This window comes from Cellulomonas jepli, from assembly GCF_047229345.1.
Lineage (GTDB): Bacteria > Actinomycetota > Actinomycetes > Actinomycetales > Cellulomonadaceae > Cellulomonas_A.
The window spans coordinates 24,497-50,276 of the sequence record NZ_JBFTER010000005.1; the positions used below are offsets into that span (position 1 = coordinate 24,497).

23 protein-coding genes are annotated in these 25,780 nt (G+C 74.7%); 13 read left to right on the forward strand and 10 right to left on the reverse strand.

Annotated features, from left to right (window positions below; all coding sequences use genetic code 11):
• The first annotated feature begins 4 nt into the window (after positions 1-4).
• The 3 genes from cobA (at position 5) to AB6N24_RS02120 (ending at position 2,738) form a co-directional block, all read left to right on the forward strand.
• The gene (cobA, locus tag AB6N24_RS02110) at positions 5-1,381 is read left to right on the forward strand and encodes a uroporphyrinogen-III C-methyltransferase (protein WP_412867782.1); all 1,377 of its coding nucleotides are present in this window, start codon (positions 5-7) and stop codon (positions 1,379-1,381) included.
• 4 nt (positions 1,382-1,385) lie between these two features.
• Positions 1,386-2,183, forward strand: a complete 798-nt coding sequence (locus AB6N24_RS02115) for a dihydrofolate reductase family protein (protein WP_412867783.1) — start codon at positions 1,386-1,388, stop codon at positions 2,181-2,183.
• 69 nt (positions 2,184-2,252) lie between these two features.
• Positions 2,253-2,738 carry a hypothetical protein gene (locus tag AB6N24_RS02120; protein ID WP_412867784.1) on the forward strand — a complete coding sequence of 162 codons (486 nt, stop codon included), beginning with the start codon at positions 2,253-2,255 and terminating at the stop codon, positions 2,736-2,738.
• Between the two features lie 123 nt (positions 2,739-2,861).
• Here AB6N24_RS02120 and AB6N24_RS02125 read toward each other — a convergent pair whose 3' ends face one another.
• On the reverse strand, positions 2,862-4,148 hold the full coding sequence (locus tag AB6N24_RS02125) for a carboxylate--amine ligase (protein ID WP_412867785.1): 1,287 nt from the start codon (positions 4,146-4,148) through the stop codon (positions 2,862-2,864).
• On the reverse strand, positions 4,145-5,587 hold the full coding sequence (gndA, locus tag AB6N24_RS02130; RefSeq protein ID WP_412867786.1) for an NADP-dependent phosphogluconate dehydrogenase: 1,443 nt from the start codon (positions 5,585-5,587) through the stop codon (positions 4,145-4,147). Before gndA ends, AB6N24_RS02125 begins: the two co-directional genes overlap by 4 nt.
• A gap of 161 nt (positions 5,588-5,748) precedes the next feature.
• On the opposite strand from gndA, the gene AB6N24_RS02135 reads away from it, so the two are divergent.
• From AB6N24_RS02135 to AB6N24_RS02155, 5 genes are all read left to right on the forward strand, one after another.
• Positions 5,749-6,333, forward strand: coding sequence for a DUF3000 domain-containing protein (locus AB6N24_RS02135; protein WP_412867787.1), 585 nt, complete (start codon positions 5,749-5,751; stop codon positions 6,331-6,333).
• Positions 6,334-6,432: 99 nt separating this feature from the next.
• Positions 6,433-6,978, forward strand: a complete 546-nt coding sequence (locus AB6N24_RS02140) for a helix-turn-helix transcriptional regulator (protein WP_258727000.1) — start codon at positions 6,433-6,435, stop codon at positions 6,976-6,978.
• A 121-nt stretch (positions 6,979-7,099) separates the two neighbouring features.
• Positions 7,100-8,386 (forward strand): HRDC domain-containing protein, encoded by a 1,287-nt coding sequence (locus AB6N24_RS02145; RefSeq protein WP_412867788.1) that lies wholly within the window; start codon positions 7,100-7,102, stop codon positions 8,384-8,386.
• A gap of 128 nt (positions 8,387-8,514) precedes the next feature.
• Positions 8,515-9,771 (forward strand): thiolase family protein, encoded by a 1,257-nt coding sequence (locus tag AB6N24_RS02150; RefSeq protein ID WP_412867789.1) that lies wholly within the window; start codon positions 8,515-8,517, stop codon positions 9,769-9,771.
• Positions 9,768-11,909, forward strand: a complete 2,142-nt coding sequence (locus AB6N24_RS02155; RefSeq protein WP_412867790.1) for a 3-hydroxyacyl-CoA dehydrogenase NAD-binding domain-containing protein — start codon at positions 9,768-9,770, stop codon at positions 11,907-11,909. The genes AB6N24_RS02150 and AB6N24_RS02155 overlap by 4 nt, the downstream gene beginning before the upstream one ends.
• A gap of 87 nt (positions 11,910-11,996) precedes the next feature.
• Here AB6N24_RS02155 and AB6N24_RS02160 read toward each other — a convergent pair whose 3' ends face one another.
• The 3 genes from AB6N24_RS02160 to AB6N24_RS02170 form a co-directional block, all read right to left on the reverse strand.
• Positions 11,997-13,007 (reverse strand): aldo/keto reductase, encoded by a 1,011-nt coding sequence (locus AB6N24_RS02160; protein WP_412867791.1) that lies wholly within the window; start codon positions 13,005-13,007, stop codon positions 11,997-11,999.
• Positions 13,004-13,396, reverse strand: coding sequence for a MerR family transcriptional regulator (locus AB6N24_RS02165; RefSeq protein WP_412867792.1), 393 nt, complete (start codon positions 13,394-13,396; stop codon positions 13,004-13,006). The genes AB6N24_RS02160 and AB6N24_RS02165 overlap by 4 nt, the downstream gene beginning before the upstream one ends.
• Before the next feature lie 75 nt (positions 13,397-13,471).
• Complete coding sequence (locus AB6N24_RS02170) at positions 13,472-14,215, reverse strand: AraC family transcriptional regulator (protein WP_412867793.1); 744 nt, start codon at positions 14,213-14,215, stop codon at positions 13,472-13,474.
• Positions 14,216-14,278: 63 nt separating this feature from the next.
• Here AB6N24_RS02170 and AB6N24_RS02175 point away from each other — a divergent pair, with 63 nt between their 5' ends.
• Both AB6N24_RS02175 and AB6N24_RS02180 read left to right on the forward strand, forming a co-directional pair.
• A complete protein-coding gene (locus AB6N24_RS02175; RefSeq protein ID WP_412867794.1) occupies positions 14,279-14,869 on the forward strand; it encodes a TIGR03086 family metal-binding protein in 591 nt (196 codons plus the stop codon).
• Between the two features lie 192 nt (positions 14,870-15,061).
• On the forward strand, positions 15,062-15,568 hold the full coding sequence (locus AB6N24_RS02180; protein WP_412867795.1) for a YqeB family protein: 507 nt from the start codon (positions 15,062-15,064) through the stop codon (positions 15,566-15,568).
• Positions 15,569-15,618: 50 nt separating this feature from the next.
• Here the strand turns inward: AB6N24_RS02180 and pflA are convergent, their stop codons facing one another.
• The 3 genes from pflA to dxs all read right to left on the reverse strand — a co-directional run bounded on the left by pflA (position 15,619) and on the right by dxs (position 21,381).
• Positions 15,619-16,512 (reverse strand): pyruvate formate-lyase-activating protein, encoded by an 894-nt coding sequence (gene pflA / locus AB6N24_RS02185; protein WP_412867796.1) that lies wholly within the window; start codon positions 16,510-16,512, stop codon positions 15,619-15,621.
• Between the two features lie 158 nt (positions 16,513-16,670).
• Positions 16,671-18,950 (reverse strand): formate C-acetyltransferase, encoded by a 2,280-nt coding sequence (pflB, locus tag AB6N24_RS02190; RefSeq protein ID WP_412867797.1) that lies wholly within the window; start codon positions 18,948-18,950, stop codon positions 16,671-16,673.
• 550 nt (positions 18,951-19,500) lie between these two features.
• Entirely contained in the window at positions 19,501-21,381 is a 1,881-nt protein-coding gene (gene dxs / locus AB6N24_RS02195; RefSeq protein ID WP_412867798.1) for a 1-deoxy-D-xylulose-5-phosphate synthase, read from the reverse strand.
• 202 nt (positions 21,382-21,583) lie between these two features.
• Between dxs and AB6N24_RS02200 the strand changes: the two genes are divergently transcribed.
• The gene (locus AB6N24_RS02200; protein ID WP_412867799.1) at positions 21,584-23,038 is read left to right on the forward strand and encodes a GuaB1 family IMP dehydrogenase-related protein; all 1,455 of its coding nucleotides are present in this window, start codon (positions 21,584-21,586) and stop codon (positions 23,036-23,038) included.
• Between the two features lie 53 nt (positions 23,039-23,091).
• Here the strand turns inward: AB6N24_RS02200 and AB6N24_RS02205 are convergent, their stop codons facing one another.
• Positions 23,092-23,577, reverse strand: coding sequence for a DUF6314 family protein (locus tag AB6N24_RS02205; RefSeq protein ID WP_412867800.1), 486 nt, complete (start codon positions 23,575-23,577; stop codon positions 23,092-23,094).
• 35 nt (positions 23,578-23,612) lie between these two features.
• Here AB6N24_RS02205 and AB6N24_RS02210 point away from each other — a divergent pair, with 35 nt between their 5' ends.
• Both AB6N24_RS02210 and AB6N24_RS02215 read left to right on the forward strand, forming a co-directional pair.
• A complete protein-coding gene (locus AB6N24_RS02210; protein WP_412867801.1) occupies positions 23,613-24,317 on the forward strand; it encodes an NUDIX hydrolase in 705 nt (234 codons plus the stop codon).
• 52 nt (positions 24,318-24,369) lie between these two features.
• On the forward strand, positions 24,370-25,314 hold the full coding sequence (locus tag AB6N24_RS02215) for an arginase family protein (RefSeq protein ID WP_412867802.1): 945 nt from the start codon (positions 24,370-24,372) through the stop codon (positions 25,312-25,314).
• Here the strand turns inward: AB6N24_RS02215 and AB6N24_RS02220 are convergent.
• A complete protein-coding gene (locus AB6N24_RS02220) occupies positions 25,289-25,735 on the reverse strand; it encodes a DUF1801 domain-containing protein (RefSeq protein WP_412867803.1) in 447 nt (148 codons plus the stop codon). The genes AB6N24_RS02215 and AB6N24_RS02220 overlap by 26 nt on opposite strands.
• Between the last annotated feature and the right edge of the window lie 45 nt (positions 25,736-25,780).

The following is a 25,780-nucleotide window of genomic DNA, read 5'->3' on the forward strand; positions in this document are numbered from 1 at the left end:
TCCTGTGCGGCTCCCCCTCCTGCTCGACGTCCGTGACCGGCTCGTCCTCGTCGTCGGGGGCGGGCCGGTCGCCGCTCGTCGTGCCGCCGGGCTCGTCGAGGCGGGCGCGCGCGTGCGGGTCGTCGCACCCGAGGTCGTCGACGAGCTCGCGGCGCTCGCCGCCCGGGGAGCCGTGACGCACGAGGCCCGCCGCTACGCCCCGGGGGACCTCGACGGCGCCTGGCTCGCCTACACCGCGACCGGGCACCCCGAGACGGACGCCCGCGTGGCGTCCGACGCCGAGGACGCCCGCGTCTGGTGCTCGAAGGGCGGCGACCCCGCGGCGTCCCGCGCGTGGACCCCGTCGGTGGCCCGCGCCGGTGACGTGACCGTCGCGGTCGGCGCGGGCGGGGACCCCCGGCGCGCGGCCGCGATCAAGGACGCCGTCGCGCTGCTGCTCGACACCGGCGCGCTGCCCGTGCGCCGCCGGCGGCCGGGACCGGGTGCGGTCGCGCTCGTCGGCGGCGGGCCCGGTGCGCGCGACCTCATCACGACGCGGGGACGCCGGCTGCTCGCGGAGGCCGACGTCGTCGTCGTCGACCGGCTCGCACCGCGCGAGCTGCTCGACGAGCTCGACCCCGACGTCGAGGTCATCGAGGCCGGCAAGACGGCCCACCGGCACACGCTGACCCAGGACCAGATCAACGCCGTCCTCGTCGAGCGGGCGCTCGCGGGCCGGCGGGTCGTCCGGCTCAAGGGCGGCGACCCGTTCGTGCTCGGGCGGGGCAGCGAGGAGGTCCTCGCGTGCGTCGCCGCCGGCGTCCCCGTCGAGGTCGTGCCCGGCGTCACGAGCGCCATCGCGGTCCCGGGCGCCGCGGGGATCCCGGTCACGCACCGGGGGCTCTCGCGCCAGGTGACGATCGTCTCGGCGCACGAGGCGCAGCCGGACTGGGGCTCGCTCGCTGCGCTCGAGGGCACGCTCGTGCTGCTCATGGGCGTCGGCCAGCTGCGCGACCAGGCCGCGCGCCTCGTCGAGCACGGCAAGGACGCGTCGACCCCCGTCGCGATCGTCGAGCGCGGGACCACGCCGGAGCAGCGCACCACCCGGGGCACGCTCGCCGGCATCGCGGACGCCGCCGACGCCGCCGGGGTCCGCTCCCCCGCGGTCATCGTCATCGGCGAGGTCGCCGGCCTCGTGCTCGACGCCGCGCCGGCGGCAGCGCCGGGCACGACAGGAGCCGGCCGTGGCACCGGCGGCGGCGCCGGGCCGGACGTGCCGGGCGCCGTCGAGCCGTCGAAGGTCGAGCCGTCGGGTGCGGAGCCGTCACGGAGCGACCAGTCGCAGGGCGAGCCGTCGCAGGGCGAGCCGGCGGGCGCCGACCCGGGCACCCCCGCAGACTGACCCCGTGCCCGCACCCACGTTCGACGTCCTGCTGCCGCTCGCCCGCGCGGGCGACCGCTTCCCGCCCGACCCGGACGAGCGCGCCCTGCTCGACCTGTACGCCCACCCCGACCCGGCACCGGGGCGGAGCAGCTGCGTCCGGGCGGCGATGGTGTCGACGCTCGACGGCTCGGCGACGGGACCGGACGGCCGCTCGGGCACGATCAACAACGCCGCGGACCACCGCGCGTTCGTCGTCCAGCGCGCGGTCGCGGACGTGCTGCTCGTCGGAGCCGGCACCGCGCGCGCCGAGGGGTACCGCGAGCTCCCGCTGCCCGAGCCGCTGCGTGCGGCCCGGGTGCACCGCGGGCAGTCCCCGGACGTCACGCTCGCGCTGGTGTCGCGGTCGGGGTCGATCCCCGAGGACCTCCTGCACGCACCGTCCGCGCCGCTCGTCGTGACGTCGGCGGCGAGCCCCCGGCTCGCGGCGCTGCGCGCCTCGGTCAGCGCCGACCGGCTCGTCGTCGCCGGCGACGAGGACGTGGACCTCGCCCGTGCGCTCGAGGCGCTCGCGGAGCGCGGGCTCGTGCGGGTGCTGGCCGAGGGCGGCCCGCACCTGCTGGCCGACCTCGTCGCGGGCGGCCTCGTCGACGAGCTGTGCCTCACGACGAGCCCGGTGCTCGTCGGCGGCCCGGGTCCGCGCGTCCTCGACTCGGGCACGTGGTTGCCGGCCGCCGTCGCGACGACCCCGGTGCACCTGCTGCACGCGGACGGCGTCCTCGTCGGCCGCTGGACGCTGCGTCACCACGCGGGGCAGAACTGACGCAGCCGGACCACGTCGGCACGCGGTGACGGACCGCGCACCGCGGGGCCGCGCACTAGGCTCCCCCACGTGACTGACACGATCCTGGTCCTGACCGAGGACACGCTCGCCTCCGCCGACGTCGCGCACATCGTGTCGCTGCACGAGGGCGAGACGCTCGCGTACCGCGTCCTCGTGCCCGCCGACACCGAGCGCAACCTGCTCGTCTCCCTCATCGACCAGCTCAGCCTCGGCGAGCTGCGTGAGGCCCTCGACACGGTCCGCGGACGCGATCCCGAGCCGCGCGCCGCCCGCGCGACGGCCGCCGACCAGCTCGCGGAGAGCCTCGCCGCGTTCGCGGAGGCGGGTCGTGACGCCGCCGGCGAGGTCGTGTCGGACGACCCGCTGCCCGCGCTGCGCGCCGCGATCGCGCAGGGCCCGGTGCGCGAGGTCGTCGTCGTGACGTACCCGCACGCCGTCGAGGACACCTTCCACCGCGACTGGGCGTCGCGTGCGCGCGAGGAGCTCGACGTCCCCGTCCTGCACCTGTACGCGGGGACCAGCGAGCTCGGCTGACCGCTCTCGGCGCCAGGCCCGGCTCCACCCCGCCCCCGCACACCACGACGCCGGGCCCCCGAGGAGGGGACCCGGCGTCGTCGCGTCGTGCGTGCGTGCCCGGGCGGTCAGGCCCGGTGCCGCTCAGAAACCGGTGCCCGTGAGCTCCGGGTAGTGGGTCCGGAACTTGCGCACCTGGTTGACCAGCGCGAGCGTCACGTACGCGACGCGCTTGGGCCCGGCGTCCTGGGCGTACCGCAGCGGGTGCGCGACGGCGCCCGCCTTGATCAGGCCCTTGACCTTGGCCGCGAGGGCCGGGTCCGCGACGTACTTCAGCAGCAGCCGGTGCGGGACGATCGCGTAGAGGATCTCCTTCTCGACGACGACCGGCTCGACGGCACGGCCCTCGACGCGGTCCTCGACGAGGAAGCGCATCGGGTTCGCCCCGGCGGCCGTCACGTAGTAGTTGTTCCGGCCGATGCGCGGGTTGACCTCGAAGAAGCGGTACGACCCGTCACGCGGGTCCACCTTGACGTCGAAGTTGGCGAAGCCGACGTACCCGGTCTCGGTGAGGAAGCGCCGGGCCTGCTCGAGCATCGGGTCGATGCGCGTCGTGATCATCGCCGCAGGGTTCCCGAGGCCGGACGGCGTGTGCTCCTCGAGGAGCACGTGCGCCGAGCACAGCAGCGTGATCTGCCCGCGGCTGTCGACGTACGCGGTGATCGAGCGCATCTGCGTGTCGTCGCCCGGGATGAGCTCCTGGACCACGAACCGGCCGCGGAACCCGGCGCCGGCGAGCGAGACCCAGAGCTGGTCGAGCTCGGCGGGCTCGCTGATCTCGAAGACCTTCTTCTTGCCCTCGAACTCGACGTCCTGGTAGTCCGCGCTGCTCGCCGCCTTCGCGATGAGCGGGTACGTGATGCCGGCCGGGACCGGCACGGGCTGCCACCCGGGCTCGCCGGCGTGGGCGAAGTCCTGCACGACGGTGCGGGGCACCGAGATGCCGATCCGCTCGCAGATCTCCGCGAACGTCGCCTTGTCGGAGATCTGGTCGAGCAGCTCGGCGCTCAGGAACGGGACCACGTAGTACGGCTCGAGCTCGTCGCGGTGCTGCACGACGACGCGGACCAGCCAGTCCGAGTTCGCCATGAGCACGAGCCGCCGGCCCGAGAGGCCGCGCGCGACCTCGACGAGCTTGTCCACGAGCTGGCGCGGGTCGTGCCCGTCGGCGACGAGCACGTTGTCGACGATGCGCGAGTCGGCGACGGGGCCGAGGGCCGCACCGCTCACGACGATCGAGCGGACGCCGTAGGCCTCGTGGAACGAGCGCGCGAGGGCGTAGACGCCGATGTCGGCGCCGAGGATCACGGGCTGGAGCGGGCCGGTCGACGCCGTGAGGGCGTCGACCGGCTCGCGTGCGGTGTCGCTCACGCGTTGCTCTCGGTGCGGTCGAGGGTCCACTCGGTGTGGAAGGTGCCCTCGCGGTCGGTGCGGCGGTAGGTGTGGGCGCCGAAGAAGTCGCGCTGGGCCTGGATCAGGTTCGCGGGCAGGCGCTCGGCGCGGACCCCGTCGTAGTAGGCCAGGGAGGAGGAGAACGCGGGGGTCGGGACGCCGGCGAACGCGGCGGCGGCCACGATCCGGCGCCAGGCGCCCACGCCGTTGCCGACGGCCCCGACGAAGTAGGGGTCGGCCAGCAGCAGGGGCAGGTTCGCGTCGCGCTGGTAGGCCTCGGTGATCCGGTTGAGGAACCGGGCCCGGATGATGCACCCGCCCCGCCAGATCCGGGCCATCGCACCCCGGTCGATGCCCCACCCGAACTCCGCCGACGCGGCGGCGATCTGGTCGAAGCCCTGGGAGTACGCGACGACCTTCGAGGCATACAGGGCCAGGCGCACGTCCTCGACGAACGCGTCCCGGTCGGCGACCTCGAACGGGCTCGTGCCCGCCACCAGCGTGCCGGCCGCGGCGGTGCGCTGCGGGACCGACCCGGACAGGGCCCGGGCGAACGTCGCCTCCGCGATCCCGGTGATCGGCACCCCCAGGTCGAGCGCGTTCTGCACGGTCCAGCGCCCGGTGCCCTTCTGCTCGGCCTGGTCGAGCACGATGTCGACGAACGCCTGACCGGTCGCCGCGTCGACGTGCGAGAGCACGTCGGCGGTGATCTCGATCAGGAAGGACTCCAGGTCCCCCTCGTTCCAGGTCCGGAAGATCTCCCCGATCTCCGCCGCGCTCGCGCCCAGGCCCTGCTTGAGCAGGTCGTAGGCCTCCGCGATGAGCTGCATGTCGGCGTACTCGATGCCGTTGTGCACCATCTTCACGAAGTGCCCCGCACCCTCCGGCCCCACATACGTGCAGCACGGCACCCCGTCGACCTTCGCGGCGATGTCCTCCAGGATCGGCCCGAGCACCGCATAGGACTCCCGCGACCCACCCGGCATGATCGACGGGCCCAGCAGCGCCCCCTCCTCACCGCCCGAGACCCCGGAGCCGACGAAGTGCAGGCCGTGGGCCTTCAGCTCACCCTCCCGGCGCACCGTGTCCGGGAAGTGCGCGTTCCCCGCATCGATCACGATGTCGCCCGCCTCCAGCAGCGGGACCAGCTCGGCGATGACCGCGTCGGTCGCCGGGCCGGCCTTGACCATGATCACGACCTTGCGCGGGCGCTCCAGGGACGCCACGAAATCGGCCATCGACTCCGAGGCCACGAACGTCCCCTCGTCCCCGTGGTCCGCGACCAGCGACTCGGTCTTCGCGTAGGACCGGTTGTGCACCGCGACCGTGTACCCGTGCCGCGCGAAGTTCCGCGCCAGGTTCCGACCCATCACAGCCAGACCCGTCACACCGATCTGAGCAGTTCCTTCTACGGACATACGCGCGGTACTCCTTCGTCGGGGACGCCCGGGCCGGGAGCTGCACTCCGAACGGGCGGGCCGGTTTGTGCTGATGCGCCGGTCAGCCTAGTGGCGCAACGACACGCGCGACGCGGCGTGCCGAACGGCAAGACCGCACCCCCGCACGTAGTCTCGCTCGCGTGACACCAGCCGGTTCAGGGCCCGCTCCGCCGGAGTTCCTGCGCGCACTGCGATCGCTCCGTGACGTGCAGCTGCGCCCCGAGATCCGCCTCGAGGAGGTGCCCGGTCCGGCGCGCATCGCGCCCTGGACGGCGGCCCTCACGGCCGAGGTGCGCGCGAGCCGGCGCGACCCCGACGCGATCGAGCTCGCCTCCGGGCGCTTCGTGGTGCTGCACGACCCCGAGGGCCAGGAGGCGTGGCACGGGACGTTCCGCCTCGTGACCCTCGTACGCGCGACGCTGGAGCCCGAGGTCGGCGCCGACCCGATGCTCGCCGAGGTCGCCTGGAGCTGGTTCGCCGACGCGCTCGCGAGCGCCGGCCTCGACGCGCACGCCGCCGGGGGGACCGTGACCCGGGTCCTGTCGCAGAGCTTCGGCGCGCTCGACGAGCGGCCGGAGCAGGTCGAGCTCGAGGTGCGGGCGAGCTGGACGGCCCGCGACGAGGACCTCGGCCCGCACCTGCGCGCGTGGGGCACGCTGCTGTGCACGACGGCGGGCCTCCCGCCGCTCCCCGCCGGGGTCGTCCCGCTCCCGAGGCGTCGATGACGCGCCGCCGGAACAAGTAGCCCCGCCGAACCGCTCAAGGTGGGGGATGGTGCGGCCGATGGTCTTGTACGTGCCGGAAACATCCCCGGGGAGACCTACGTGAGCATCGAGCCGTTGCGCCGCACCGCGCCCACCCTGCGGGGTGTGCAGCCGCGTGCCGGAGAGCGCGCATCCCTCGTCAGCGCCGACCGCGCTGCCGGCGCGCCCGCCCAGCGGCGCGCCCTCGGCCAGATGTGCGTGGTCGTGTCCGACCTCGCCGACGGTGACGGGCAGGTCCTCGTCCGCAACCTGCGGCGTCGCGGGTCCGGCCGGGTCATCCTGCTGGCCCGTCGTGCGAGCCGGCGTGAGCTCGTCGGCCTCCTCGCGGGGGGCCTGCGCGGCGCCGTCGCGTCCGAGGCCCACACGACGCTGACCCAGGTCCCGCCGCCCGCGCAGTTCGTGCGGGACCGCCCCGAGCTGACCGCACGCGAGCTCGGTGTCCTCAAGCTCGTCGCGGACGGCTGCAGCAACCGCCGGATCGGCGAGCTGCTCGGCCTGTCGGCCCTGACGGTCAAGAGCCACCTCGCGCGCATCTCGCGCAAGCTCGGCACCGGCGACCGGGCCGCGCTCGTCGCGATCTCGATCCGGACGGGCCTGCTCGACTGAGAGCGCGCCCGCACGTGCCCGCCCGTGCGGCGGTCCCGTGAGCGACCCCACACCACCTCGGCCGCGCCCGGCTGCGCGCGCCCGCGCGGCGGCGGGCCGCGGAACCCCTACGGTGGAGGTCATGCTTCCCGATCGACCGTCCGGCGACCCTGCGGTGCAGGTCCCCGCCGACGACGCCGTCGACGTGGCCGTGCCCGAGGCACCGGTCGTCGTCGCACTCACCGAACCCCGCGAGGGCGTCCCCCCGGTCGTCGAGACCCCGGACGAGCTCGCGCGCGTCGTGGCGCTCTTCGAGGCCGGCACCGGGCCGGTCGCCGTCGACGCCGAGCGCGCCTCCGGCTACCGCTACGGCCAGCGGACGTACCTCGTGCAGGTGCGCCGCGAGGGTGCGGGCACCGCGCTCATCGACCCGATCGCGCTGCCGGACCTGTCGTCGCTGTCCCGCGCGCTCGTCGGCGTCGAGTGGGTCCTGCACGCGGCGTCGCAGGACCTGCCCGGGCTCGCCGAGCAGGGCATGACGCCGACCCGCATCTTCGACACCGAGCTCGGTGCCCGCCTGCTCGGGCTCGAGCGCGTCGGCCTCGCGGCCGTCGTGGCGGAGCTGCTCGGCCTCGGCCTGGCCAAGGAGCACTCGGCGGTCGACTGGTCGACGCGCCCGCTGCCGGGCGAGTGGCTGCGCTACGCGGCGCTCGACGTCGAGGTGCTCGTGGAGCTGCGCGCGGTGCTCGCCGAGCGTCTGGCCGTCGCGGGCAAGGCCGAGTGGGCCGCGCAGGAGTTCGAGGCCGTGCGTCTCGCTCCCCCGCCGCCCCCGCGCGTCGAGCCCTGGCGCCGGGTCTCGGGGCTGCACGCGGTGCGCGACGCCCGGCGGCTCGCCGTCGTCCGCTCGCTGTGGACGACGCGCGACGACAACGCCCGCCAGCGCGACATCTCCCCGGGGCGCGTCCTGCCCGAACACGCGATCGTCGCAGCCGCCCAGGCGCTCCCCCGGTCCGTCCCCCAGCTCGTCGCGCTCCCGGCGTTCTCGGGCAAGGGCACCCGGCGCCGTGCCGCGCTGTGGCAGCACGCGATCGACGAGGCACTGGCCCTCCCGGAGTCGGAGCTGCCGTCGGTGCGCGGGCCCAAGAGCGACGCTCCCCCGCCGCCGCGCGCGTGGGCCGACCGGGACCCCGCGGCCGCCGCCCGGCTCACGGCGGCGCGCGACGTGATGACGGCGCTCTCGGCCGAGGTGGACGTCCCGGCGGAGAACCTGCTGCAGCCCGACCTGCTGCGCCGCCTCTGCTGGTCGCCGCCTCCGACGCTCGACGCCGCGGCGGTCGCCGACACGCTGCGGTCCGGTGGTGCGCGCGAGTGGCAGGTCGAGCTCGCGGTGCCGCGGCTCGCGGAGGCGTTCGCGGCGGTCTCGGCCTGACGGCCTCGGGCGGAGGCGCGATGTTACTGTTCGGTAACTTGGCTGACGCGGGACGTACGTCCCGGTAACGTCGGCCCTCGCCGGCCCGCCTGGGTCGGCAGGACACCGTCGTCCCGCCTGGAGGTCCGATGCCGCGCGCATCCGCCCGGTCCGTCCGTCCCGTCGTCTTCGTCGAGGGTGTGCGCACGCCGTTCGGCCGTGCCCGTCCCGACGGTCTGTACGCGCACACCCGCGCCGACGACCTCGCCGTCAAGACGGTCCGGGAGATCCTGAGGCGCCACCCCGAGCTGCCGCCCGAGCGCATCGACGAGGTCGCCGTGGCGGCCACGACCCAGACCGGCGACCAGGGGCTCACGCTCGGCCGCACGGTCGGCGTGCTGTCCGGGCTCCCCGAGACCGTCCCCGGGTACGCGATCGACCGCATGTGCGCGGGCGCCATGACCGCCGTGACCACCGTCGCCTCGGGCATCGGCGTCGGCGGCCTCGACGTCGCGCTCGCCGGGGGCGTCGAGCACATGGGCCGGCACCCGATGGGCTTCGACGCCGACCCCAACCCGCGGTTCGTAGCCGAGCGGCTCGTCGCCGCCGACGCCCTCAACATGGGCAACACCGCCGAGAACCTGCACGACCGCTTCCCCGAGCTGACCCGCGAGCGCGCCGACGCGTACGGCGTCGCGAGCCAGGAGAAGTACGCGGCCGCGCTCGCCGCCGGCCAGATCGACCCCGACCTCGTCTACGTCGCGACGCGCGACCCCGAGCGCGGCTGGGGCCTCGCGACCGCCGACGAGCCGCCGCGCCCGGGGACACGGCTCGAGGACGTCCGTGACCTGAAGACCCCGTTCCGCGCGGGCGGCCGGGTCACCGCCGCGACGTCCGCGCCGCTCACGGACGGCGCTGCGTCGTGCCTGCTCGCGGCGGAGGACACGGCCGAGGAGCTCGGGCTCGCCGCACGCATGCGCATGGTGTCGTTCGCCTACGCGGGCGTCGACCCGGCGGTCATGGGCATCGGCCCGGTCCCCGCGACGCAGCGCGCGCTCGCCCGGGCGGGCCTGACGATCGAGGACATCGGGCTGTTCGAGGTCAACGAGGCGTTCGCCGTCCAAGTGCTCGCGTTCCTCGACGCGTTCGGGATCGCCGACGACGACCCGCGCGTCAACCCGTACGGCGGCGCGATCGCCGTCGGCCACCCGCTCGCGTCGTCAGGCGTGCGCCTCATGACCCAGCTCGCGCGCCAGTTCGCCGAGCAGCCCGACGTCCGCTACGGGCTCACGACCATGTGCGTCGGCCTCGGGCAGGGCGGCACCGTGATCTGGGAGAACCCGCACCACCCCGACTACGACGGCGTGCGCCCCGCCGCCGCGACGACCTCCGGGAGCGCCCGATGAGCACCCCCACGACCGAGAACGCCCCTCGTCCCGAGCGCGTGACGCACGCGCTCGTCCGCGACGTGACGCTCCCCCGCGGTGCGGGCACGCTCGCGCTCGTCACGCTCGACAACGGCTTCGACCACACCAAGCCGACGACGCTCGGCCCGGGCGGGCTCACCGAGCTCCAGGCCGCGCTGCGGGCGCAGCAGGCGCGCGCCGCGGCGGGCGAGATCGTCGCCGTGGCCGTGACCGGCAAGCCGTACTACCTCGCCGCCGGGGCCGACCTCACGCTGGTCTCGTCCCTGAGCGACCCCGCCGACGCCCGGATGATCGCCGAGCTCGGGCACGCGACGTACCGGCTGCTCGGGGAGATGGGCGTCCCGACGTTCGCCTACGTCAACGGCGCGGCGCTCGGCGGCGGGCTCGAGGTCGCGCTGGCGTGCACCTACCGGACCGTCGCGTCCGACGTGACCGCGCTCGCGCTGCCCGAGGTGTTCCTCGGGCTCGTGCCGGGCTGGGGCGGCTGCTACCACCTGCCGCACCTCGTCGGGGTCCGGCGCGCGCTCGAGCTGATCCTCACGCGGCCGCTCGCGAACAACCGCATGACGAAGGCGGCCGAGGCGCTCGAGCTCGGCGTCGCCGACGCGCTGTTCGAGGCTGCCGACTTCCTCGAGCAGTCGCTCTCCTGGACGGCGGACGTGCTCGCGGGGCGCGTCGTGCCGGAGCGGCGCGAGATCGAGAGCCAGGAGGAGTGGGACGCGGTCGTCGCGGGCGCCCGCGCCCAGCTCGACGCACGCCTGCACGGCGCCAAGCAGTCCCCGTACCGCGCGCTCGACCTCGTCGCGGCGGCCCGCACCGCCGACCGCGACCAGGCGTTCACGGCCGAGGACGACGCGCTCGCCGAGCTCATCATGTCCGACGAGCTGCGCGCCGGGCTGTACGCGTTCGACCTCACGACCCGGCGCGCGCGCAAGCCCGAGGGTGCCCCGGCGCCCGAGCTCGCGCGTCCCGTGCGGTCGGTCGGCATCGTCGGCGCCGGGCTCATGGCCGGGCAGCTCGCGGTGCTCGTCGCCCGGCGCCTGCGCGTGCCCGTGGTCATGCGGGAGGTGTCCGACGAGCGCGTCGAGGCCGGGCTCGCGGGGATCCGCCGGCTCGTCGAGGGCCAGGCCGCGAAGGGCCGGATCTCGGCCGACGAGGCGAACCGGGTGCTCGCGTCGATCTCGGTGAGCACCGACCTGTCGACGCTCGCCGGTGCCGACCTCGTGATCGAGGCGGTCACCGAGGTGATGAGCCTCAAGCAGCGCGTGTTCGCCGAGCTCGAGGACATCATCGCCGACGACGCGGTGCTCGCGACGAACACGTCGGCGCTGTCCGTCACCGAGATGTCGGCGCACCTGCGCCACCCGGAGCGGGTGGTCGGCATCCACTTCTTCAACCCCGTCGCGCAGATGCCGCTCATCGAGGTCGTCCGCACGGGCGTCTCGACCGACCAGGCGGTCGCGACGGCGTTCGCGCTGGCCAAGGGGCTCGGCAAGACCGCCGTCGGCGTGGCCGACCGCCCGGGCTTCGTGGTCAACCGGCTGCTGCTGCGGATGCTCGCGGAGGTCGCCGGCGCGGTCGAGGGCGGCACGCCGGTGCAGGTCGCCGACGTCGCGCTGCGCCCGCTCGGGCTGCCGATGGGGCCGTTCGCGCTCATCCAGCTCGTGGGGCTGCCGGTCGCGCTGCACGTGCTCGAGTCCCTGCACGCCGACCTCGGTGACCGCTACCCGCTGTCCCCCGGCCTGTCCCGGCTGGCCGAGGCGGGTCGGCGCGTCGTGCCCGAGCCCGACGGCCGGGGCAGCGAGCACGCGGTGGACCCGGCGATCCAGGACGCCTTCCCGGCGGTCGGCGCCGAGGGCGCGCTCGACGAGCAGGGCGTGCGCGACGCGGTGCTCGCGGGTCTCGCGCAGGAGATCGGGCTCATGCTCGACGAGGGCGTCGTGGCCACGCCCGAGCAGATCGACCTGTGCATGGTGCTCGGCGCGGGCTGGCCGTTCCACCTCGGCGGCATCACGCCGTACCTCGACCGCACCGGCTGGTCCGAGCGCGCTGCGGGGCGCCGGTTCCTGCCGCCGGGTCGCGCGGACGTGCCCGCGCAGGTGGCCTCCTCGGTCTGAGCGGCCGGAGGGTGGGCGACGGTGCTCGTCGCCCACTCTCCGCCCCCTCGCCCGGGACGGTCGGCGTCCCGTGCGGGACGCCCGCGGTCAGGGCTGGGCGTCCAGCCGCGCCAGCACCTCGGCCGGCAGCTCGACCTCGGCGGCGCGGATGTTCTGCTCGTACTGCTCCCACGTCCGCACCCCGGTGATCGCCGACATGCGCGGCGAGCGCTGCGCGAGGACCCACGCGAGCACGAGCTGGTTCGGCGTGCAGCCGACCTCGGCGGCCAGCTCGTGCACGAGCGCGCGACGGGCGTCGTTCGCGGGGGCGTCGAAGAACCGGTGCTGCCAGTTGGCGGCCCACTTCGCGTCGTCGTCGTACGAGCCGCGCAGCGTCGGGGTGTACGCGAACAGCGTCACGTCGTCGTTCGCGCGCAGGTAGTCGAGCTGCTCGTCGTCGACGATCGAGGCGTGGTCGAGGCCCGCCGTCCGGTGCAGGTAGGTGTGCTGCTGCTGGAGCGCCACCGGGACCGTCCAGCCGTTCGCGGCCGCCGTGGCCCGGACCCGCTCGAGGCGCCACGCGCGCACGTTGGACCAGCCGAGGTGCCGGACCTTGCCCTCGACGACGAACGAGTGCAGGACCTCGAGGGTCTCCTCGAGCGGGGTCGAGCGGTCGTCGACGTGCACGTAGTACAGGTCGACGTGGTCCGTCTGCAGGCGGCGCAGGCTGCCCTCGAGCGCGTCCCGCAGCGTCTGCGCGCCGGCGCCCTCGTAGCGGGACTGCGCGAGGGCGTTGTCGGGCTCGTCGCTCCCGTCGCGCCACACGCCGTCGAGGTCGCGGATCCGGGCAGTGCCCTTGGTCGCGAGGAACACGTCGTCGCGCCGGCCCGTGCGGGCGAACCACCGCCCGAGCACCTCCTCGCTCTCGTCGCCGGTGTACTGCGGCCCGCTCCACCACGAGTAGCAGTTGGCGGTGTCGACGTGCGTGCCGCCGGCGCCCAGGAAGTGGTCGAGCATGCGGTGCGCGGTGGGCTCGTCGGTCGTGGTGCCGAACAGCATCGCGCCGAGCGCGAGCTCGCTGACCTTCTCGCCGGTGCGGCCGATCTCCAGGGTCCTCATGCGGGTGCGTCCTCCGTGGTGGCGGCGTCGACGACGCCGCGGTAGTAGGTGAGCTTGTTGTCGATGAGCTGCAGGTGCTCGGTGTGGCGGCGCAGGAGCGCGTCGAGCACGTCGCGGTGCCGCTGGAGCACCTCGATCCGGTCGGGGATGGTGTGCTCGCCGGCGCGGGTGAGCTCGGCGAACGCCAGCATGTCGCGGATGCCCATGCCGGTGGCGCGCAGCAGAGTCAGGAGCTGCACCCAGCCGACGTCCCCGTCGTCGTAGGCGCGCCTGCCGCCCGCCGAGCGTGCGACGGGGGCGAGCAGGCCGATGCGCTCGTAGTAGCGCAGCGTGTGCGTCGTGACCCCGGTCTTCTCCGCGACCTCGCCGATCGTGTGACGGTTCGTCATGACGGCCACGCTAGGAGTTCGAGCGCACTCGAAGTCAAGGATCCGGTGCGCGCCCCTCCGCGGGCTCGACGGGGCTCAGTAGCGCTGCGCGTACCGTGTCGGGCTCTCGCCGAACATCGCGCGGAAGTCGCGGGTCAGGTGCGCCTGGTCCGCGTAGCCGAGCTCGTCCGCCAGCGCGGCCCACCGGACCTCCGCGCCGGCGTCGAGGCGCTCGGTGACCTCGCGGAGGCGGTGGAGCCGGATCACCCACTTGGGGCCGGCGCCCACGTGCTCGGCGAACAGGCGCTGCACGTGGCGCGTGCTCAGCGCCAGGTGGGCGGCGAGGGCGTGCACGGTCGTGAGCTCGGGGGTGGTCGCGACGGCCGCCACCGCGTCAGCGGCGAGGGCCGAGCGCGGGTCGGGCGGCGGGAGGACCGAGCGGAGGAACCCCGTGAGGGCGTCGGCGTCGGTCAGCTCCGGGATGTCGCGTCGCAGCACGTCGGCGGCGTCGGCCGTGGCGTCCGTGAGCGTCGAGACCGCGCGACCGAGCAGGGGCCGGAACCAGCCGGGTCTGAAGGCCACCCCGAGCACGGAGCCGCGCCCCTCGAGCGTCCGGTGCTGGTGGGTCGTCGCGACGCCCGTGACGGTCGCGCGCCCCCCACGGACCGTCAGGTGCACGTTCGGGGTCGGGACGACGAGCTGCCGGTAGGGCTCGGCGTAGTCCCAGGTGACCGCCCAGAAGCGCTCGACCCACGGCGCGAGGTCGGCCGGCACGGGCGGCTGGTCGTGCCGCTGGTGCGTCCGCCACGCACCGCCGACCTCGCGCGCGTCCCTGGTCACGCCGTCGAGCGTAGGTCGCATTCGTTCAAGACGGCACGGCCCACCCTCTGGTGGGCTGGGGCCATGTCGAACCCTGATCTCCTCGCCCGCGCCGCGGAGCCGCTGCTGCGGCTCGTCCCGACCGTCTCCGCCGACCAGCTCGGCGGCCCTACCCCGTGCAGCGCGTGGGACGTGCGCGCCCTCGTCGACCACCTGCTGCGCTGGGCGCCGGCCCTGGAGGCCGCCGGGCGCAGGACGACCGCACCGGCGCACCATGACCAGATCGACGACCTGCCCCCGGGTGCCTGGGCCGACGAGCTCGCCGCGCGCGTCCGCCGGACCGTCGACGCGTGGAGCCGGCCGGACGCGTGGGAGGGCAGCACCGCCCTCGACGGCTTCACGCTGCCGGCCTCGGTCGTCGGCGGGATGCTCGTGGGCGAGCTCGTCGTGCACGGGTGGGACCTCGCGCGCGCGACGGGCCACGAGCCGGGGTGGGACGACGACGTGCTGACGTACCTGCACGGCGAGGTGGCCTACAGCGCGCGGACCGGGCGGGAGATGGGCGTCTACGGCCCGGAGCGGACCGTCCCGGGGTCGGCGACGGTGCTCGACCGCACGCTCGCGCTCACGGGGCGCGACCCGGCGTGGTCCCCCACGGCGGCGTGGACGTCCTGAGCACGGGGGCCCGGAGCTGCTCGCGCACCGGGCGACGAGCGCGGGCGCACGGCGAGGGGGCGGTCGCGCCTCGCCCGCCGGCGTCGCGGCCGGCGCCGTCCGGTCCGGAGCGCACGAACGTCCGACCTGGGGCGCGCCGCCGCTCGACCCAGGTCGGACGACAGTGCGCGTCGCGGTTCCTACGGTGGTCACGTGACTCCCGACGGAACGCTGCACAGCCGCTCGACGACCGTCGGCGGCTTCGACCGCGAAGGTCGGCTGTGGGTGCTCGTGGTGCTCGGGGCCGGCGGCGTCGCGCTCGGCGCGCTCCTGCCGGCGGTCGCCGGCCGGTTGCGGGACGCGCCGTGGGTGCCCTTCGAGGGACCCCTCCGGCTGCTCTCGTCGTTCGACGCGTCGTGGCTGACGTGGGGGCGTCCGGCGATCGGGCTCGCCGCCGGCCTCGGAGCCGCGGTGTGGGTCGTCTCGGCCAGCCCGGTCCTGGAGGTCGACGCGGACGAGGTGCAGGTCCGGCGGCACGGACGGGTCGAGCGGGTCCTCGCGCGCGCCACGGTGGCGTCCGTCCACCCACGCGGCTCGAAGCTCGTCCTCGAGACCGAGCACGGGCGCACGCTGTTCGCCGACGACGTCGAGGGTGACCGAGCCGCGGTCCGCCGTGCGTTCGTCGAGCACGGGTACCCGTGGGAGGGACCGCGCGACTGACGGCACGGCGTGCGCCAGCCCGGGGTCGGCCCCGGGCTGGCGGTGCGGCCTCAGAACGTCGTGAGGCCGTGGGCGCGGAACTGCTCGCGCACCCGGGCGACGAGCTCGGGCGACGGCGCCGGGGTCTCGTCGAGCTCGTAGCGCATCCCCAGGGCCTCCCACTTGTCGCGGCCCATCTGGTGGAAGGGCAGGACCTCGACGCGCGTCACGCTCGAGAGGCTCGCGACGTACGCGGCGACCTTCTCGACGTTCTCGGCGTCGTCCGTCAGACCGGGCACGAGCACGAACCGGACCCAGATCTCGGTCCCGCGGGCGGCGAGACGACGGCCGAAGTCGAGCGTCGGGGCGAGCTCGCGGCCCGTCACCCGCGTGTAGGTCTCCTCGTCGCCCGACTTCACGTCGAGCAGCACGAGGTCGAGGTCGTCGAGCATCGCGTCGGTGCAGTGCGCCCCGAGGCAGCCGGACGTGTCGATCGCGGTGTGGATGCCGAGCTCCTTCGCGCCGCGCAGCACGCGGGCGACGAACGCCGGCTGCATGAGCGGCTCGCCGCCGGAGATCGTGAGGCCGCCGCCGGTGACCTCGAAGATCGGGCGGTAGCGCCGGATCCGGCCGAGGAGCTCGTCGGCGGTGATCGGCTCGCCGCGGCGCATCTCCATGGTGTCGGGGTTGTGGCAGTAGAGGCACCGCAGCGGGCAGCCCGACAGGAACGTGGTCAGCCGCGTCCCCGGGCCGTCGACGGCCGTGACGAGCTCCCACGAGTGCAGCGAGCCGAGCTCCCCGGCGCGCATCTGCGCGAAGCGCTCGACCCGGTCGGCCTCGCTCACGTCGAGCCCCGCGGTGCCCGCGGTCGAACGGTGGTTCGAGCCGCCGACGAGCGGCACGCCGAGCTCGACGACCGGGGCGCCGACCTCGTCGGTGTCGCGCTGTGCGGCTGTCGCGTTCATCGCCGGCTCCTGTCGGTCTCGGGGGATCGTGCTGCTCGCAGCGGGAGGTGCGGTGGTGCGGTGGTGCGGTGTGCGCACCGTCGAGGGGCACCTGCCCCGGCGGACCGTGCCGGGCGCCGCTGGGCACCCGGCACGGCCGTTCCCCGGGGGTACGGGGGTCAGAGTCCGCCGTGGAACGTGCGCGAGAGCACGTCGAGCTGCTGCTCCCGGGTCAGGCGGACGAAGTTGACGGCGTAGCCGGAGACCCGGATGGTCAGCTGCGGGTACTTCTCCGGGTGCTCCATCGCGTCCTCGAGCGTGTCGCGGTTGAGGACGTTGATGTTGACGTGGAACCCGGCCGAGACCGTGTACCCGTCGAGCAGGCCGACCAGGTTCGCGACCTGCTCGTCCTTGGTCCGGCCGAGGCCCGAGGGCACGACCGTCGAGGTCAGCGAGATGCCGTCCATCGCCTCGGAGTACGGCAGCTTCGCGACGGAGAGGGCCGAGGCGAGCATCCCGTGCGAGTCGCGCCCGTTCATCGGGTTGGCGCCCGGCGCGAACGGCTCGCCCTGGCGGCGGCCGTCGGGGGTGTTGCCCGTGGCCTTGCCGTAGACGACGTTCGAGGTGATCGTCAGGACCGACTGCGTGTGCAGCGAGCTCCGGTACGTCTTCTGCGCGCGGATCTTCTCCATGAAGCTGCGCACGATCTCGACCGCGATGTCGTCGGCCCGGTCGTCGTCGTTGCCGTAGGTCGGGAACTCGCCCTCGGTGACGTAGTCGACGACCAGGCCCGTCTCGTCGCGCACGGGGCGCACGGTCGCGTACCTGATCGCGGACAGCGAGTCCGCCACGACCGACAGGCCCGCGATGCCGCACGCCATCGTCCGCAGGATGGTCCGGTCGTGCAGGGCCATCTCGAGGCGCTCGTAGGCGTACTTGTCGTGCATGTAGTGCACGCAGTTGAGCGCGTCGACGTAGGTCTCCGCGAGCCAGTCCATCAGGGCGTCGAACTTGGCCATGACGTCGTCGTACTCGAGCACGTCACCGGTGACCGCGGGGGCGAGCGGCGAGACCTGCTTGCCGGACACCTCGTCGCGGCCGCCGTTGATCGCGTACAGGAGCGTCTTCGCGAGGTTGACGCGGGCACCGAAGAACTGCATCTGCTTGCCGACCCGCATCGCGGAGACGCAGCACGCGATCGCGGAGTCGTCGCCGCACGCGCCGCGGATGAGCTCGTCGGACTCGTACTGGATCGCGGAGGTGTCGATCGAGACCTGCGCGCAGAACGCCTTGAACCCGGCGGGCAGGCGGTTGCTCCACAGCACCGTGAGGTTCGGCTCGGGCGCGGGGCCCAGGTTGTAGAGCGTCTGGAGGAACCGGAACGAGTTCTTCGTGACGAGCGGGCGCCCGTCCTCCCCGATGCCACCGATCGACTCGGTGACCCACGTCGGGTCGCCCGAGAACAGCGCGTCGTACTCGGGCGTCCGCAGGAACCGCACGATGCGGAGCTTGATGACGAGGTCGTCGATGAGCTCCTGCGCCTCGGACTCGGTGATCCGGCCGGCCTCGAGGTCGCGCTGCAGGTACACGTCGAGGAACGTCGAGGTGCGGCCCAGCGACATCGCGGCGCCGTTCTGCTCCTTGACCGCGCCCAGGTAGGCGAAGTAGAGCCACTGCACGGCCTCGTGGGCGGTCGCGGCGGGGCGGGAGATGTCGTAGCCGTAGGAGGCGGCCATGACCTTGAGCTCCTCGAGCGCCCGGACCTGCTCCGCGTTCTCCTCGCGGTCGCGGATCACGTCCTCGGAGGAGCGCTCCATGTCGAGCTCGTGGCGCTCGATCCGCTTCGCCGCGATGAGGCCGTCCACCCCGTAGAGCGCGACGCGGCGGTAGTCACCGATGATCCGGCCGCGGCCGTACGCGTCGGGCAGGCCCGTGATGATGTGGCTCGACCGCGCGGCGCGGACGTTCGGCGGGTAGACGTCGAAGACGCCCGCGTTGTGGGTCTTGCGGTACTCGGTGAAGATCCGCTTGATGTCCTGCGGGATCTCGTAGCCGTACGTCGTCAGCGACGTCTCGACCATGCGCCAGCCGCCGTTGGGGATCATCGCGCGCTTGAGCGGGGCGTCGGTCTGGAGGCCGACGACGAGCTCGTTGTCCTGGTCGATGTAGCCGGCCGGGTGCGAGGTGATGCTGCCGGGCGTCGTGTTGTCGATGTCGTAGACGCCGCGCTCGCGCTCGGCGGGGAACATCTCGCTCAGCCGGGCCCAGATCCCCGTGGTGCGCTCGGTCGGTCCGGCGAGGAACGACGCGTCGCCCGTGTACGGGGTGTAGTTGCGCTGGATGAAGTCGCGGACGTCGACGCCGTCCGTCCAGGGGCCGGTCACGAAGCCCTGCCAGGGTCCGGTCTCGTTCTCCGGTCCGTCGGTGGTGGAGGGTCCGGGTACGGCGGTGGTGGTCATCTCGGCACTCCTTGGTGTGCGTCTCGTTACCTGCGACGCTACGCACGAAGTGATGGGACGACTCGGGACCTTGGACCCCACCTCCGTGTGGTCCAGGTCACCGTGCGCACCGGCCGTCGCCGGACCCTCACCGGTCCCGCACGTCCGGCCCCGGACGTGCGACGGCCCCGACCGCGTCGTAGCGGGTCGGGGCCGTCGTCTCGTGACCGGAGGTCTCGTCCAGCAGCGTTCTCGTCCTCACCCACCGCGCCCGCTTGTCCTCTTCACGCGCGGCCTGAACCGCCCCCGGCCTGTTGGGGGCTGTCGATGACGTGCCACCTGGTCGGCGTCCGGACACCCCTCACGAGGGGCGCGTGCTCCACCACCAGGACGGTCCGCGCGCCGGGAGTGCTGGGATCCCGGCGTGGACCGCTGAACTGCGGCGCTGCGGCTCTCGCCGCGCGCACCCCCTCCATCGGCGGGGCGGCGGGCAGCATGAGGAGAACGCCGCGAGCAGTCCTGCGAGAGCCGGCGGGGCGGGGCGGACGTGTGCGGGGCGAGGCCTCGCGGGTCAGGCGTCCCGCGACGCGAGCACGCCGAGCACGTCCGCCGCCAGGTCCTCGGGGCGCAGGCGCACGGCCTCGACGAGCTGGGCGATGCTCGCGTGCTCGAGGAACTGCGCCGGGATGCCGCGCGCGAGCACCGGGGTCCGGATGCCGGCCTCGGTGACGCGCTGGGCGAGCGCCGCGCCGACGCCGCCCTCGACCACGCCGTCCTCGACGCACAGCGTCAGGTCGTGCTCCCCGACGACCTTCACCAGCGCGCTCGGCACGGGCAGGACCCAGCGCGGGTCGACGACGGTCACCTGCAGGCCCGCCGCCGCGAGCTGCTCACCGACCTGGACGGCCGTGGAGGCCATCGACCCGACACCGACGACGAGGACGCGGGCCCCGGTGCCGGCGTGGCGCGCGAGCACGTCCACACCCTCGACCGCGTCGACGGCCGGGATGTCGTCGCCGAGCGGCGTCTTGGGGTAGCGCACGACCGTCGGGGCGTCGTCGACGTCGACCGCCGTGCGCAGCGCCGAGCGCAGCGTCGCCTCGTCGCGCGGAGCGGCCAGCCGCAGGCCCGGGACGACGCGCAGCATCGCCATGTCCCACATGCCGTTGTGGCTCGCGCCGTCCTCACCCGTGAGCCCGGCCCGGTCGAGCACGAACGTGACCCCCGCGCGGTGCAGGGCGACGTCCATGAGGACCTGGTCGAACGCGCGGTTGAGGAACGTCGCGTACACCGCGACGACCGGGTGGAGCCCGGCGAACGCCATGCCGGCCGCCGACGTCGCGGCGTGCTGCTCGGCGATGCCGACGTCGAACGTGCGCTCCGGAAACTCCGCCTCGAACGGGGCGAGCCCGACGGGGGCGAGCATCGCCGCGGTGATCGCGACGACGTCGGGCCGGCGCCGGCCGATGCGGACCATCTCGTCGGCGAAGACCTTGGTCCAGCTGAACCGGGACGGCGCGACCGGCAGCCCGGTCTCGGGGTGGATGCGCCCGACGGCGTGGAAGCGGTCGGCGACGTCCTGCTCCGCCGGGCTGTAGCCCCGGCCCTTCTCGGTGATGACGTGCACGATGACCGGCCCGCCGAACGCCTTCGCCCGGGCCAGCGCGCGCTCGACGGCGGCGACGTCGTGCCCGTCGACCGGGCCGACGTACTTCAGGCCGAGGTCCTCGAACATGCCCTGGGGCGCGACGACGTCCTTGATGCCCTTCTTGAGCCCGTGCAGCGCGTCGTACGCGAACCGCCCGGGTGCCCCGGACCGGCGCAGCGTGCGCTTGCCCCACGACAGCACGGCCTCGTAGCCGTTGGTGACGCGCAGCGTGTCGAGGTGGTGCGCGAGGCCGCCGATCGTCGGCGCGTACGAGCGCCCGTTGTCGTTGACCACGATCACGAGCCGGCGGTCGGGCCCGGCCGCGATGTTGTTCAGGGCCTCCCACGCCATGCCGCCGGTCAGCGCGCCGTCACCGATGACCGCGACGACGTGCCGGTCGCCGCGCCCACGCACCTCGTGGGCCTTCGCGATGCCGTCGGCCCAGCTCAGCGCGGTCGACGCGTGCGAGTTCTCCACGACGTCGTGCGGGGACTCGGCACGGCTCGGGTAGCCGGACATCCCGCCGCGCGTGCGCAGGTCCGAGAAGTCGTGGCGCCCCGTCAGCAGCTTGTGGACGTAGGCCTGGTGCCCGGTGTCGAAGACGACGGAGTCGCGCGGCGAGTCGAAGACGCGGTGCAGCGCGATCGACAGCTCGACGACGCCGAGGTTGGGCCCGAGGTGCCCGCCCGTGCGGGAGACCGACGCGACGAGGAAGTCGCGGATCTCGGCCGAGAGCGCGACGAGCTCGTGCTCGCTCAGCCGGCGCAGGTCCGACGGCGAGCTGATCCGGTCCAGCAGGCCCACAGGCACTCCCCTCGTGCGGCGTGAGGCCGCTCCGTGCGGACGCCGTGGTCGACTGTCCAGTGTACGGCGGCGGCGGCCGGTGCACGGGGCGCAGCGCCTGCCTCCTCAGGACGCCCACAGGGTCGCCACACGTGCGAGCGCCGTCCAGGGGCCCGGCCGGGCGCCCGGTCCGGCGCCGGTGCGGCCCCCGTACCCTGGACCCATGCGCTTCCTGCCCGGCCACGCCGTGACCTCCGACCTCACCTACGGCGACGTCTTCCTCGTCCCCTCGGCGTCCGACGTGACCTCGCGCTTCGACGTCGACCTGTCCTCGACCGACGGGACCGGCACGACCGTCCCGGTGGTCGTGGCCAACATGACCGCGGTCGCGGGCCGGCGCATGGCCGAGACCGTGGCGCGTCGCGGCGGGCTCACCGTGATCCCGCAGGACCAGCCGACCGACGTCGTCGCCGACATCGTGGCGTCCGTCAAGTCGCGGCACCCGGTCGTCGAGTCGGCGGTCGTCGTCGCGCCGCACGACACCGTGCACTCGGCCCTCACCCTCATCGGCAAGCGCGCGCACGGCGCCGCGGTCGTCGTCGAGAACGGCCGGCCGGTCGGCGTCGTGACGGCCGCCGACTGCTCGGGCGTCGACCAGTTCACCCAGGTCGCGGAGGTCATGTCGGGAGACCCGACGGTCGTGTCCCTCGACGTGCTCACCCAGGCGGGCGCTCGCGGGCTCGAGGCGGCGTTCGACACGCTGCACACGTCCCGGCGCCGCTTCTCCCCCGTGGTGGACGGCGACCGGCTCGTCGGCGTGCTGACCCGCACGGGCGCGCTGCGCTCCTCGATCTACGCCCCGGCGCTCGACGACCAGGGCCGGCTCCGCGTCGCCGCGGCCGTCGGCATCAACGGGGACGTCAAGGCCAAGACCGCCGAGCTGCTGGAGGCCGGCATCGACGTGCTCGTCGTGGACACCGCGCACGGTCACCAGCGCAAGATGCTCGAGGCCCTCGAGGCCGTGCGCGCGCTCGACCCGCAGGTGCCGGTCGTCGCGGGCAACGTCGTGACCGCCGCGGGGGTGCGCGACCTCGTCGCGGCAGGCGCCGACATCGTCAAGGTCGGCGTCGGCCCCGGCGCGATGTGCACGACGCGCATGATGACCGCCGTCGGGCGCCCGCAGTTCTCCGCGGTGCTCGAGTGCGCCGAGGAGGCCCGCCGGCTCGGCAAGCACGTGTGGGCCGACGGCGGGGTGCGGCACCCGCGGGACGTCGCGCTCGCGCTGGCGGCCGGCGCCTCGCAGGTCATGGTCGGCTCGTGGTTCGCGGGCACGCACGAGTCGCCCGGGGACCTGCACGACGACGGCACTGGCCGGCTGTACAAGGAGAGCTTCGGGATGGCCTCGGCGCGCGCCGTCGCCGCCCGCACCCGCGACGGCTCCCCGTTCGAGCGGGCCCGCAAGGCGCTGTTCGAGGAGGGCATCTCGCACTCCCGGATGTACCTCGACCCGCAGCGTCCGGGCGTCGAGGACCTGCTCGACCACATCACGTCGGGCGTGCGCTCGGCGTGCACGTACGTGGGGGCGCGCACGCTCGCCGAGCTCGCCGACCGCGCGGTCGTGGGCGTGCAGTCCGCGGCCGGCTACGACGAGGGACGGCCGCTGCCCGAGAGCTGGTGAGGGCGGGGCGCGTCCGGGCGCGAGCTGCTGCCGGCGGGCAGCCCGGTGCCGCGTCAGGTGCGCCGGTACGTCGTCGTCAGCGTGTGGTCCTTCGCGGGCCCGGTCACGTCCCACCGCACGTGCCACTCGTCGGGCGACACGACCGTGAACGTGCCGGCGTAGGCGTCGGCCACGCACGGGTGCAGGGCCGACCAGCGCCCGGTGCGTAGGTCGAGGTCGTGGAACTCGCGCCCGTCGGCGAACGTGACCCGCGCCGAGCCGTCGGCCCGCGGCACGACGTGCAGCGTGCGCCCGGCCGGCCCGGTGACCCCGCCCCACGTGAGCTCCCCGCGCTCGGCGTGCTCGACGACGGCCCGGCCCGGCGCGTCACCCGACACCCCGGACCCGTGCTCCGCGGGGCCGCCGGTCGCGGCGGTGCGAGTCAGCTCCTGGAACACGGCGGTGCCCCGGAACGTCCCGACCACCTGGGCGCGACGGTCGACGAGCTCACGCTCGACGTCCCAGGTCCCGAGCAGGTACGCGACGGTGTCGTGCAGCATCGGGCCATCGTGCCGCACGCGGCTAGGGTCGACCGATGAGCACCTCGCGCGCGGACGAGCCCGCCGGCGCCCCCGCCGGTGTCCGGGACCAGCTCCAGGCGCTGTGCGCACGCACCGAGCCGTGGCCGCGCGTCCCGTGGCACCGCACGCTCGACCCCGCGACGGCACGGCACTCGGCGGTCCTCGTGCTGTTCGGCGTGCTCGACGGCGTACCCGCGCACGCCGGGGCCTCGGCGGTCCCGCGCGACGTCGACGTGCTGCTCACCCGCCGGTCGGACACCGTGGGGCACCACCCCGGGCAGGTCTCGTTCCCGGGCGGCGGGATCGACCCCGGCGACGACGGCCCGGTCGGCGCGGCGCTGCGGGAGGCCCAGGAGGAGACGGGCCTCGACCCCGGCGGCGTGGAGGTGCTGGGGTCGCTGCCCGCGCTCCCGGTCGCGGTGAGCAACAACCTCGTGACGCCCGTGCTGGCGTGGTGGGCACGCCCGTCGGCCGTCGCGGCGACGGACCCCGCCGAGACCGTGCACGTGTTCCGCGCTCCCGTCGCCGACCTGCTCGACCCCGCACGGCGCCGCACGTCGACGCTCACGCGCGGCGGGACCACCTACCGCGGGCCCGCGTTCCTCGTCGACGACCACGTCGTGTGGGGCTTCACCGCGCACGTGCTGGACGGCGTCTTCGAGGCGCTCGGGTGGACGCAGCCGTGGGACGCCGCGCGGACCGTCGCGATCCGCGCCTGAGCCCGCCGCGCTCGACGCCGTGCGTGTCCGACCCCCGTCCTACGGTGCACGGGTGAGCACCGACGCCACCCCGAGCCGCTCGCCGGTCCCCCGTCCGTCGCCGTCCCCCCGCCGGTGGGGCCTCCTCGGCGTGCCCACGAGCGCCGCGGCGCACGGCCCCGGGCTCGAGAAGGCGCCGGGCGCCCTCCGGGCTGCCGGGCTCGTCGAGGCGCTCACGGGCGCAGGCCTGTCCGTGGTGGACCACGGCGACCGTCCCGTCGCGCGCTGGCGCAGCGCACGCGCCCCCGGGCAGCCGAACGACGTCGAGGGCGCCGCGGCGGTGCTGCGCGACGCGGTCCCGGCGATCGGTGCCGTGCTGGCCCGCGGAGAGCTCCCGCTCGTGGTCGGCGGGGACTGCACCCTGGCCGTCGCGCTCGTGGACGCCGCGGTCCGCGCGTTCGGCGACGTCGGGCTCGTGTACGTCGACGGCGGCCAGGACCTCATGGTCCCCGCGGAGCACCCGGACGAGCCGATCCTCGACGGCATGGGCGTCGCGCACCTGCTCGACCTGCCGGGCACCGTCGAGGAGCTCGCCGGGCTGGGCGTGCGCCGCCCCCTGCTCGACCCGGAGCACGTGTGCTTCTACGGCTTCTCCGACGAGGAGGAGGACACCCACCGACGGGTGCCGAGCCTGCGGCTGCCCGCGGACGAGGTCGCGGCCGACCCGGCCGGCACCGCGCAGCGGGCGACCCGGTCGGTGCTGCGCGGCCGGGAGCGCTTCGTGGTGCACGTCGACGTCGACGTGCTCGACTTCTTCCTGCTTCCCGCAGCGGACGTCCCGACCTGGGGACGCGGGCTCGCGCCCAGCACCCTCGCGGAGGCGCTCGCGGCGCTCGTCGCCACGCCCGGGTTCGCCGGGATGACGTTCGTCGAGCACAACCCCGACCGCGGCGCCGAGGACGGCTCGACCTCCCGCGCGCTCGTCGACCTGCTCAGGACGGCGCTGGCTCCGCGCTGACGTCCTGCGTCCCGTCCTGCCAGCAGCGACCGAGGAGCACCGTGAGGACCTCCTCGTCGACCTCCGCGACCCGCTTGAGGTAGAGGCAGCCCTTGCCCGTGCTGTGCGGCCCCAGCCGGTCGAGCAGGTCGGTGTAGTCGTCGAACCCGTTCCACAGGTAGAGCGTGAGCGCCGTCGTGCGCGCGGCGGCCGCGAGCACGGGCATGTCGCCCTCGCGCCCGGTCGCGTACCGGTAGTGCCGGCTCCCGAAGCCGACGATCGAGCTGCCCCACATCACAGGCTGCTCCCCCGACACCTGGTGCATGAGCCCCAGGACGGTGCGCAGGTCCGCGCGCCTGCCCTCGTCCTCCACGCCGGCGACGAACGCCTCGACGTCCTCGTCGGTGGCCACGGTCTTGTTGGTCCTGTCGGCGCTCGCCATGCCCCCGAGTGTGCCGCGCCCGGTGCTCCTCGGCCAGGCCCCGCG

Coding starts and splice junctions, on each gene's coding strand:
- gndA (WP_412867786.1), bottom strand. CDS start 5,587: ATGTCCGTAGAAGGAACTGCTCAGATCGGTGTGACGGGTCTGGCTGTG.
- AB6N24_RS02145 (WP_412867788.1), top strand. CDS start 7,100: ATGCTTCCCGATCGACCGTCCGGCGACCCTGCGGTGCAGGTCCCCGCC.
- AB6N24_RS02150 (WP_412867789.1), top strand. CDS start 8,515: ATGCCGCGCGCATCCGCCCGGTCCGTCCGTCCCGTCGTCTTCGTCGAG.
- AB6N24_RS02155 (WP_412867790.1), top strand. CDS start 9,768: ATGAGCACCCCCACGACCGAGAACGCCCCTCGTCCCGAGCGCGTGACG.
- AB6N24_RS02160 (WP_412867791.1), bottom strand. CDS start 13,007: ATGAGGACCCTGGAGATCGGCCGCACCGGCGAGAAGGTCAGCGAGCTC.
- AB6N24_RS02165 (WP_412867792.1), bottom strand. CDS start 13,396: ATGACGAACCGTCACACGATCGGCGAGGTCGCGGAGAAGACCGGGGTC.
- AB6N24_RS02175 (WP_412867794.1), top strand. CDS start 14,279: ATGTCGAACCCTGATCTCCTCGCCCGCGCCGCGGAGCCGCTGCTGCGG.
- pflA (WP_412867796.1), bottom strand. CDS start 16,512: ATGAACGCGACAGCCGCACAGCGCGACACCGACGAGGTCGGCGCCCCG.
- pflB (WP_412867797.1), bottom strand. CDS start 18,950: ATGACCACCACCGCCGTACCCGGACCCTCCACCACCGACGGACCGGAG.
- AB6N24_RS02200 (WP_412867799.1), top strand. CDS start 21,584: ATGCGCTTCCTGCCCGGCCACGCCGTGACCTCCGACCTCACCTACGGC.
- AB6N24_RS02205 (WP_412867800.1), bottom strand. CDS start 23,577: ATGCTGCACGACACCGTCGCGTACCTGCTCGGGACCTGGGACGTCGAG.
- AB6N24_RS02210 (WP_412867801.1), top strand. CDS start 23,613: ATGAGCACCTCGCGCGCGGACGAGCCCGCCGGCGCCCCCGCCGGTGTC.
- AB6N24_RS02220 (WP_412867803.1), bottom strand. CDS start 25,735: ATGGCGAGCGCCGACAGGACCAACAAGACCGTGGCCACCGACGAGGAC.